A 7656-nucleotide genomic window follows, 5' to 3' on the forward strand; every position below is an offset into this window, starting at 1 on the left:
ACTGGTTGCCACGTTCACTTCGAGGTTCACGACAGCCCCGCTTTCAACGGTATTGACCCTGAGCCCTTCATGGCAGATCGCGGCGCACCACTGGGATAACAAGAACTCAACAAAAAGAACCCCCGCTCACTGAGCGGGGGTTCTTTCGTGGTCTATATGACTAGTGGCCCTCAGCCTTGAGGCGAGCGAAACCGTCAACAACGATCTGCTCTGCTTCAGCTGCGTTGCCCCAGCCATCAACCTGGACAAACTTGCCAGGCTCGAGGTCCTTGTAACGCTTGAAGAAGTGGTCGATCTCGTTGCGAGTCTGCTCAGGAACATCTTCGATGTCCTGGATGTGAGCCCAACGTGGGTCCTTAGCTGGAACGCAGATGACCTTGGCATCTGAACCAGCTTCGTCGCTCATGTTGAGAACGCCAACAGGGCGAACCGAAACACCAACGCCGGGGAAGACGGGGTATTCGAGAAGAACGAGAGCGTCAACGGGGTCTCCGTCAAGGCCGAGAGTGTTCTCGAAGTAGCCGTAGTCGGTGGGGTAAACGAAAGTGGTGAACAGCACGCGGTCCAGGTAGACGCGACCAGTTTCGTGGTCAACTTCATACTTGTTACGGCTTCCCTTGGGAATTTCAACGACGACGTCGTAAGCGGCCACGATGGGCTCCTTCACGGTTGAGATGAATACCTCATAAGGTTACTTGATGATGACCGAACGTCCCCGACTCACGCCAGCCATGGCTGACGTTCGTCGTGCCATTCGAGAGAACCTCTCTGACCTCACACCTGACGCTGTCGTTCTTGTCGCACTCAGTGGTGGACCAGACTCTTTAGCTCTAGCCGCCGGTTTAGCCTTTGAAGCGCCTCGTGCTGGGCTTCTTGCAGGGGCGGTAATTGTGGATCACGGTCTGCAAGAAGGTTCTGACGTCGTCGCCAACAACGCTGCAGAGCAGGCTCGAGCACTGGGATTAGACCCGGTAGTTATCCGCAGAGTGAAAGTTGTGGCAGCCTCTGGCCCAGAAGCAGATGCCCGCTCGGCGCGCTATGAGGCGTTACAGACGGTTGCGTCAGAACTGAGTGCAGTTGCTGTGTTGCTCGGTCACACCCTGGATGATCAAGCTGAAACAGTGTTGCTGGGATTGACCCGCGGTTCGGGTGCTACAAGTTTGGCCGGCATGAGCGAGGTCAACGGAATTTATCGCCGCCCTCTCTTGGGAATTCGTCGGGCGGAGACAGTTGCTGCTTGTGAAGATCAGGGACTTTCTGTCTGGAACGACCCCCACAACCACGACTCCAGCTACACAAGAGTCCGGATTCGAAACGAAGTTATGCCTGTGTTGGAGAACCAGCTGGGCCCCGGTGTTGCTGAAGCCCTGGCGAGAACAGCAGAGCAGCTCAAGCAGGATGCCGAAGTTCTCGACGCTCTTGTGGCAGAAATCATGCCCACGGTGATGATTCCTGTGTTGGGTGAATCAGGTCCTCCGCTGCGAGCCACTCTAGAAACTTCTGTCCTAGAAGGCCTGGCCCCGGCATTGCTCAATCGAGTGATTCGACGCTCTGCCCTAGACGTTTTTGGTGTCAGTTTGTCCGCGGTTCACACCAACTCCATCGCCCGACTAGTGTCGGACTGGCATGGACAGGGTGAACTCCACGTTCCCGGTATTAGAGTTGAGCGACAAGGTGCTCAGCTTGTGCTGACCGCATCATCGTCCACACCCACCGAGGCTTAGCCTCACCAGCTCAAAGGAACGCACGCATGGAGTTGCGCGACGTCGAATCCGACATCACCGAAATTCTCTTCTCGGAAGAGCAGATCCAGGTCCGCCTGGCCGAGCTTGCTCGCGAGGTTGAGCGCGACTACGAAGGCAAAGATGTCCTCATCATTGCCGTGCTCAAGGGCGCTGTCATGGTGCTCAGTGATCTGGTGCGCGAGCTGAAGTTCCACGCTCACATCGACTTCATGGCGGTGTCTTCTTACGGTTCCAGTACTAAGTCTTCTGGTGTTGTGCGCATCGTGAAGGACTTGGATGCCGAAATTGCCGGTCGTCACGTTCTCATCGTGGAAGACATCATTGACTCGGGTCTGACCCTGAACTGGCTTATTGGAAACCTGGAATCTCGTGGTCCTGCCTCGATCGAGGTTGTGGCCATGTTCCGCAAGCCCGAAGCCATCAAAGAACCTGTTGACGTGAAATACGTCGGTTATGACATCCCCAACGCCTTCGTTGTTGGCTATGGTCTCGATTACAACGAGGACTACCGCAACGTGCGTGGCTTGGCCGTTCTTTCCCCACACGTGTATGGCGGAGAAGACCCTCACGCTTAAACAGATGGGTTAACTCCCATTCCGCCCTCGGCAAACACCCAGCGGGCATAGCCTCCGCACCGATACCCTGAGAAGACCATGAAATTGAAGAACCTTCTGCGCGGTCCCCTGCTCTACATCATCGTTGCGGTGATTGCTGTCTGGGTGGGCTCATCCCTCATCTCAATGACCGGCTTCCAAGCTGTCTCCACTGATGACGGTTTGACCTTCCTGAAAGAGAACAAGGTTGCCAGTGCAACCATTGTTGACATTGAGCAGCGCGTCGACCTCAAGCTCACTGAAGCCGATGCGAAATATGGCAAGGACGTTCAGTTCTTCTATGTCGCGCCCCGTGGTGTGCAGGTCGTTGACGCTGTCAATGACGCCACCCTTTCTGACGGCTTCAACGATGAGGTTCCCAAGGAAAACTGGTTCCTCAGCATGCTGGGAATCTTCCTGCCTGTATTGCTGATCGGTGCGTTCTTCTGGTTCATGCTCTCCTCCATGCAGGGAGGTGGCCGTGGTGTCATGCAGTTTGGTAAGTCCAAAGCCAAGCTCGTCACTAAGGAAACCCCCACCGTCACCTTCGCTGACGTTGCTGGTGCCAACGAAGCTGTTGAAGAACTTTCTGAAATCGTTGACTTCCTCAAGGAGCCTGCTCGCTTCCTCGCGGTAGGCGCCCGCATTCCTCGCGGTGTCTTGCTCTATGGCCCTCCCGGAACCGGTAAGACTCTGCTTGCTCGTGCCGTTGCCGGTGAAGCAGGCGTTCCGTTCTACTCCATCTCAGGTTCTGACTTCGTTGAAATGTTTGTCGGTGTCGGTGCGAGCCGTGTTCGTGACTTGTTCGAACAGGCCAAGCAGAACGCTCCCGCCATCATCTTCATCGATGAAATCGATGCTGTCGGTCGTCACCGTGGTGCCGGTATGGGTGGTGGCCACGACGAACGTGAGCAGACCCTCAACCAGATGCTGGTGGAGATGGATGGCTTCGACGTTAAGACCAACGTCATTCTTATTGCTGCCACAAACCGTCCCGACATTCTGGACCCTGCACTTCTGCGCCCTGGTCGTTTCGACCGCCAGATTGGCGTGGACGCTCCAGACATGGAAGGCCGCAAGCGCATCCTCGAAGTTCACGCCAAGGGCAAGCCCATGGCTAAGAACGTGGACCTCGAAGTTGTCGCACGCAAGACTCCCGGCTTCACCGGTGCTGACCTTGCCAACGTTCTCAACGAGGCAGCTTTGCTGACAGCTCGTTCCAACGCACAGCTCATTGACAACCGTGCACTGGATGAGTCGATTGACCGCGTCATCGCTGGACCTCAGCGTCGCAGCCGTGTGATGAAGGATCAAGAAAAGCTCATCACCGCGTATCACGAAGGTGGTCACGCGCTCGCTGCAGCAGCAATGAACTTCTCTGACCCCGTGACCAAGGTCACCATCCTTCCTCGTGGCCGTGCCCTCGGTTACACCATGGTGCTTCCGCTGGAAGATAAGTACTCGGTCACTCGTAACGAACTCCTCGACCAGCTCACCTATGCAATGGGTGGACGCGTTGCAGAAGAGATCGTGTTCCACGACCCCACCACAGGCGCATCGAACGACATCGAGAAGGCAACAAGCATTGCCCGCAAGATGGTCACCGAATACGGCATGAGCTCCACCGTGGGTTCGGTCAAGCTTGGCGCTGCATCCGGCGAGATGTTCCTGGGCCGTGACATGGGTCACCAGCGTGACTACTCCGAGCAGATGGCAGAGCACGTGGATAAGGAAATCCGCGCACTCATCGACAATGCTCACACCGAAGCGTGGAAGGTTCTGAACTCCAACCGCAAGGTGCTGGACCGTCTGGCAACTGAGTTGCTCGAGAAGGAAACTCTCGACCACAACCAGCTTGCTGAAATCTTCAAGGATGTGAAGAGGCTTCCGTTGCGTAAGCAGTGGCTTTCTAGCAACGAGCGTCCTGTCTCCAAGCTTCCTCCCGTCAAGGTTCCTGCCAAGAAGGCAGAAGCTAAGCCTGCAGTGAAGAAGCCTGTGGCCAAGAAGGCTCCAGTCAAGCCAGCAGCAAAGCCTGCTGCGAAGAAGCCAGCTGCCAAGGCATAAACATGACTATCGACCGGGCTCGAATTGAGGCGGCCGTCGTCGAGCTCCTTCACGCTATTGGTGAAGATCCGACGAAGGCTCATTTCTCATCGACCCCGGAACGTGTTGCTGAAGCCTATGCAGAGTTCTTTGCCGGGGTAGGACAAGACCCACTCGACCACTTGCGTGAGAGTGTTCCCATCGACCAGCTCTCCGATGCTGTTGTGGTCACCGACATCACTGTTCGGTCCATGTGTGAACACCACCTTCTTCCTTTCCTGGGCGTTGCTCACGTTGCCTACCTCCCCGGTGACCGCGTTGTTGGCCTGGGGAAATTGCCTCGAGTGGTGAACACGTTGTCGGCACGACCACAGATGCAAGAAAGCTTGACCGAGCAAATTGCTGATGCGCTCGTGGAAGGCCTCGACCCTCGAGGTGTTCTCGTTGTCATTGAAGCTCGCCACCAGTGTGTGGCTGCACGTGGTGTTGAACAGACCAACAGTCGCACCATCACGATTGCCTCTCGCGGCGAGCTCACCGAGCCTGCGGCTCGTGCAGAAATCATGACTCTGATTGGTTCTGCTGGTGGTGACAGCAATGACTGAGCACCGCACCAAGATCATGGGCATCCTCAACGTCACCGTTGACTCCTTCAGTGATGGGGGTAAATACCTTGACACGGACTCTGCAGTGAAGCATGGCGTTGCCATGATGGAGCAGGGTGCAGACATCATCGACATTGGTGGCGAATCAACCCGCCCCGGCGCTCAGCGCGTCAGTGTGGAAGAAGAACAACTCCGTGTTCTTCCCGTGATTGGTTCACTCGTCCGTGCTGGTGCTGTCGTCAGCATCGACACCATGAATGCCGCCACAGCAATCCTCGCCATTGAACGCGGCGCACAATACGTCAACGACGTTTCTGGCGGACTTGCAGATTTCTTCATGCCTAAAGTCGTTGCCCAGTCGGATGCGACCTTTATTGCTAGCCACTGGCGCGGTCACTCGGTCGACATGGACAACCGAGCACTCTATAAAGATGCACCAACGGACATCACCCGTGAACTCGGCGAACGTGTGGATGCACTTCTTGCCGAAGGGATGAAACCTGAGAAGCTCATCTTGGATCCAGGCCTCGGTTTCGCCAAAAACTCTGAGCACAACTGGCAGATGCTGGGTCGTTTGGATGAACTCAAAGCCTTAGGTTTCCCACTCTTAGTTGGGGCATCGCGGAAGCGATTCCTCGCATCGCTGCTGCCAGAAGATGCCACGGTCGAAGACCGTGACTCTGCCAGTGTTGCTGTCAGCGTGCTGGCAGCTCAGGCCGGAGTCTGGGCAGTTCGTGTGCATGACGTTGCTCGCACCGCAAGTGCGCTGCGCGTGCTGGAATCGTGGAACAAGGGCGCTCGTGAGTAACGACCGCATTACCCTCACCGGCCTGCGTGTTCAGGCCAACCACGGGGTGTTTGATTTCGAGCGAGCAAACGGACAGCTCTTTGTCATCGATGTCACCGCATGGCTGGATCTGTCTCCCGCCGCACTCAGCGATGACCTTGCCAACACCGTGCACTACGGCGAGCTCGCTGAAGAAGTGGTTGCGGCGGTATCCAGCGACCCCGTCGATCTCATAGAAACCGTAGCCGAGCGCGTGGCCCAGGTTGTGCTGGCGCATAAGCCGGTTGAACGCGTGGAGGTCACGGTCCACAAACCCCAAGCACCCATCAGTGTTGAATTTGCTGATGTTGCTGTCACGATTGAGCGCAGCCGCTAATGGACGCTCCTCGCAGGAACGCCATCATCGCCTTCGGTTCCAACCTGGGGGACCGGGCAGCGACCATCAAGCAGGCAGCGAACGAAGTTGCTGACCTGGGTGGAACTGTTCTACTTAAGCTCTCTCCACTCTATGAATCTGCCGCGGTGAAACCTGAGGGTGTCGATCTAGATGCTCCGGAATATCTCAACGCCGTCGCATTGATCAACACGGATCTGCCACCAGAAGCACTACTTACTGAGCTCAATGGCATTGAACAAGATCACGGCCGTGAGCGTCACGAACGCTGGGGAGATCGAACCTTGGATCTCGACATCATCTGGATGGATGGTGTGCAGATGGAAACTGAACACCTCACCATTCCTCACCCTCGTGCTTTCGAACGCTCCTTTGTCGTGGTTCCTTGGCACGATGTTCAACCCACTGCTGTGGTTGAACCCCACGGAGCAATCTCCGCTCTGGCAGAACAGCTCAGTCAAGAACTTCACCGCTATGAGGTGAGTTCATGAAGCGCACCAGCCCAGCTCCCCTGATCGGCTTCTTCCTGATTGGAGGCGTCGCTTCCTATCTCCTGGAACTCGTCGTTCAATCCCGTGGTGGATTTATCTATGTGCCACCACTGAGCTTGGCTTTCACCTTGTTTGTTGTGGCCGTGGCAGTGGTGTTGCTCGCCATTCCTATTCGCCGCAAAGTGACCGGCAAGCGCAAAGAACCTGTTGATGCGTTCTATGCCGCACGCGTTCTCGCCTTGGCTAAAGCCAGCAGTTTTGCGGGTGCACTGCTGTTGGGGCTCGGTGCAGGGGTGCTTGTCTATCTTTTTGGTCGACCCATTGCGCCCAGCGGTTCAATTTTGTGGAACGTTATTGCTCAATTGATTTCAGCAGCCCTTCTCATTGCTGCTGGATTGATTGCAGAATGGCTCTGTGTTCTTCCTCCGGAAGACATGGATAAGTCAGACAAGGAGGTGGCCGGTGAACCAGCAGCGTGACGGTCGCCTCGGTATCGGCATTATTGGCGCAGGCAAAGTTGGGCCCATCTTGGGTGCGGCTTTGGCCGGCGCAGGCCATGCACTTGTGGGCATCTCGGCGATCTCCGAAGAGAGTAAAGAGCGAGCACAGGCCATACTGCCTGATGTTCCCGTGATGGAAGTTCCACGCATTGTGGAACTCAGTGAACTTGTTCTCATCGCTGTGCCAGACGAAGAGTTGCCCGACCTAGTCAACGGTCTAGCTGTTGCGGGAGTGTGGCAACCGGGTCAGATTGTTCTGCACACCTCAGCTCAGTTTGGTGTTGAGGTGTTGCAGCCTGCTGTTCTGGCAGGAGTAATTCCTTTGGCTCTTCACCCCGCCATGGCATTCACCGGAACCAGCATGGATATTGCCCGCCTGGCAGATTGCTACATTGCTGTCACCGCCCCGGCACCTGTGCTTCCCATTGGGCAAGCGCTCGCAGTGGAGATGGGCGGAGAGCCCGTTGTGATCTCAGAGGCACAGCGTCCGCAGTATGC

General features: G+C 56.2%; 10 protein-coding genes. 9 read left to right on the forward strand and 1 reads right to left on the reverse strand.

Annotated features, from left to right (window positions below; all coding sequences use genetic code 11):
- Positions 1-160: 160 nt before the first annotated feature.
- Entirely contained in the window at positions 161-652 is a 492-nt protein-coding gene (locus Q0362_RS03310; protein ID WP_298119746.1) for an inorganic diphosphatase, read from the reverse strand.
- A 46-nt stretch (positions 653-698) separates the two neighbouring features.
- On the opposite strand from Q0362_RS03310, the gene tilS reads away from it, so the two are divergent.
- From tilS to Q0362_RS03355, 9 genes are all read left to right on the forward strand, one after another.
- A complete protein-coding gene (tilS, locus tag Q0362_RS03315) occupies positions 699-1724 on the forward strand; it encodes a tRNA lysidine(34) synthetase TilS (protein ID WP_298119749.1) in 1026 nt (341 codons plus the stop codon).
- A 26-nt stretch (positions 1725-1750) separates the two neighbouring features.
- Positions 1751-2320 carry a hypoxanthine phosphoribosyltransferase gene (gene hpt, locus Q0362_RS03320; protein WP_298119751.1) on the forward strand — a complete coding sequence of 190 codons (570 nt, stop codon included), beginning with the start codon at positions 1751-1753 and terminating at the stop codon, positions 2318-2320.
- Positions 2321-2398: 78 nt separating this feature from the next.
- Positions 2399-4402 carry an ATP-dependent zinc metalloprotease FtsH gene (gene ftsH, locus Q0362_RS03325; RefSeq protein ID WP_298119753.1) on the forward strand — a complete coding sequence of 668 codons (2004 nt, stop codon included), beginning with the start codon at positions 2399-2401 and terminating at the stop codon, positions 4400-4402.
- Positions 4403-4404: 2 nt separating this feature from the next.
- Positions 4405-4986, forward strand: coding sequence for a GTP cyclohydrolase I FolE (folE, locus tag Q0362_RS03330; RefSeq protein ID WP_298119755.1), 582 nt, complete (start codon positions 4405-4407; stop codon positions 4984-4986).
- Positions 4979-5794: a dihydropteroate synthase gene (folP, locus tag Q0362_RS03335; RefSeq protein WP_298119757.1), complete on the forward strand. Its 816-nt coding sequence runs from the start codon at positions 4979-4981 to the stop codon at positions 5792-5794. The genes folE and folP overlap by 8 nt, the downstream gene beginning before the upstream one ends.
- On the forward strand, positions 5787-6149 hold the full coding sequence (folB, locus tag Q0362_RS03340; protein WP_298119759.1) for a dihydroneopterin aldolase: 363 nt from the start codon (positions 5787-5789) through the stop codon (positions 6147-6149). Before folP ends, folB begins: the two co-directional genes overlap by 8 nt.
- The gene (gene folK / locus Q0362_RS03345) at positions 6149-6658 is read left to right on the forward strand and encodes a 2-amino-4-hydroxy-6-hydroxymethyldihydropteridine diphosphokinase (protein WP_298119760.1); all 510 of its coding nucleotides are present in this window, start codon (positions 6149-6151) and stop codon (positions 6656-6658) included. Before folB ends, folK begins: the two co-directional genes overlap by 1 nt.
- Entirely contained in the window at positions 6655-7137 is a 483-nt protein-coding gene (locus tag Q0362_RS03350) for a DUF3180 domain-containing protein (RefSeq protein WP_280794563.1), read from the forward strand. The genes folK and Q0362_RS03350 overlap by 4 nt, the downstream gene beginning before the upstream one ends.
- Positions 7121-7656: NAD(P)-binding domain-containing protein (locus tag Q0362_RS03355; RefSeq protein ID WP_298119761.1), on the forward strand; the 536-nt coding region annotated here is incomplete at its 3' end. The genes Q0362_RS03350 and Q0362_RS03355, both read left to right, overlap by 17 nt.

Origin of the sequence: uncultured Aurantimicrobium sp., from assembly GCF_936931525.1 — a bacterium.
Taxonomy (GTDB): Bacteria; Actinomycetota; Actinomycetes; order Actinomycetales; family Microbacteriaceae; genus Aurantimicrobium.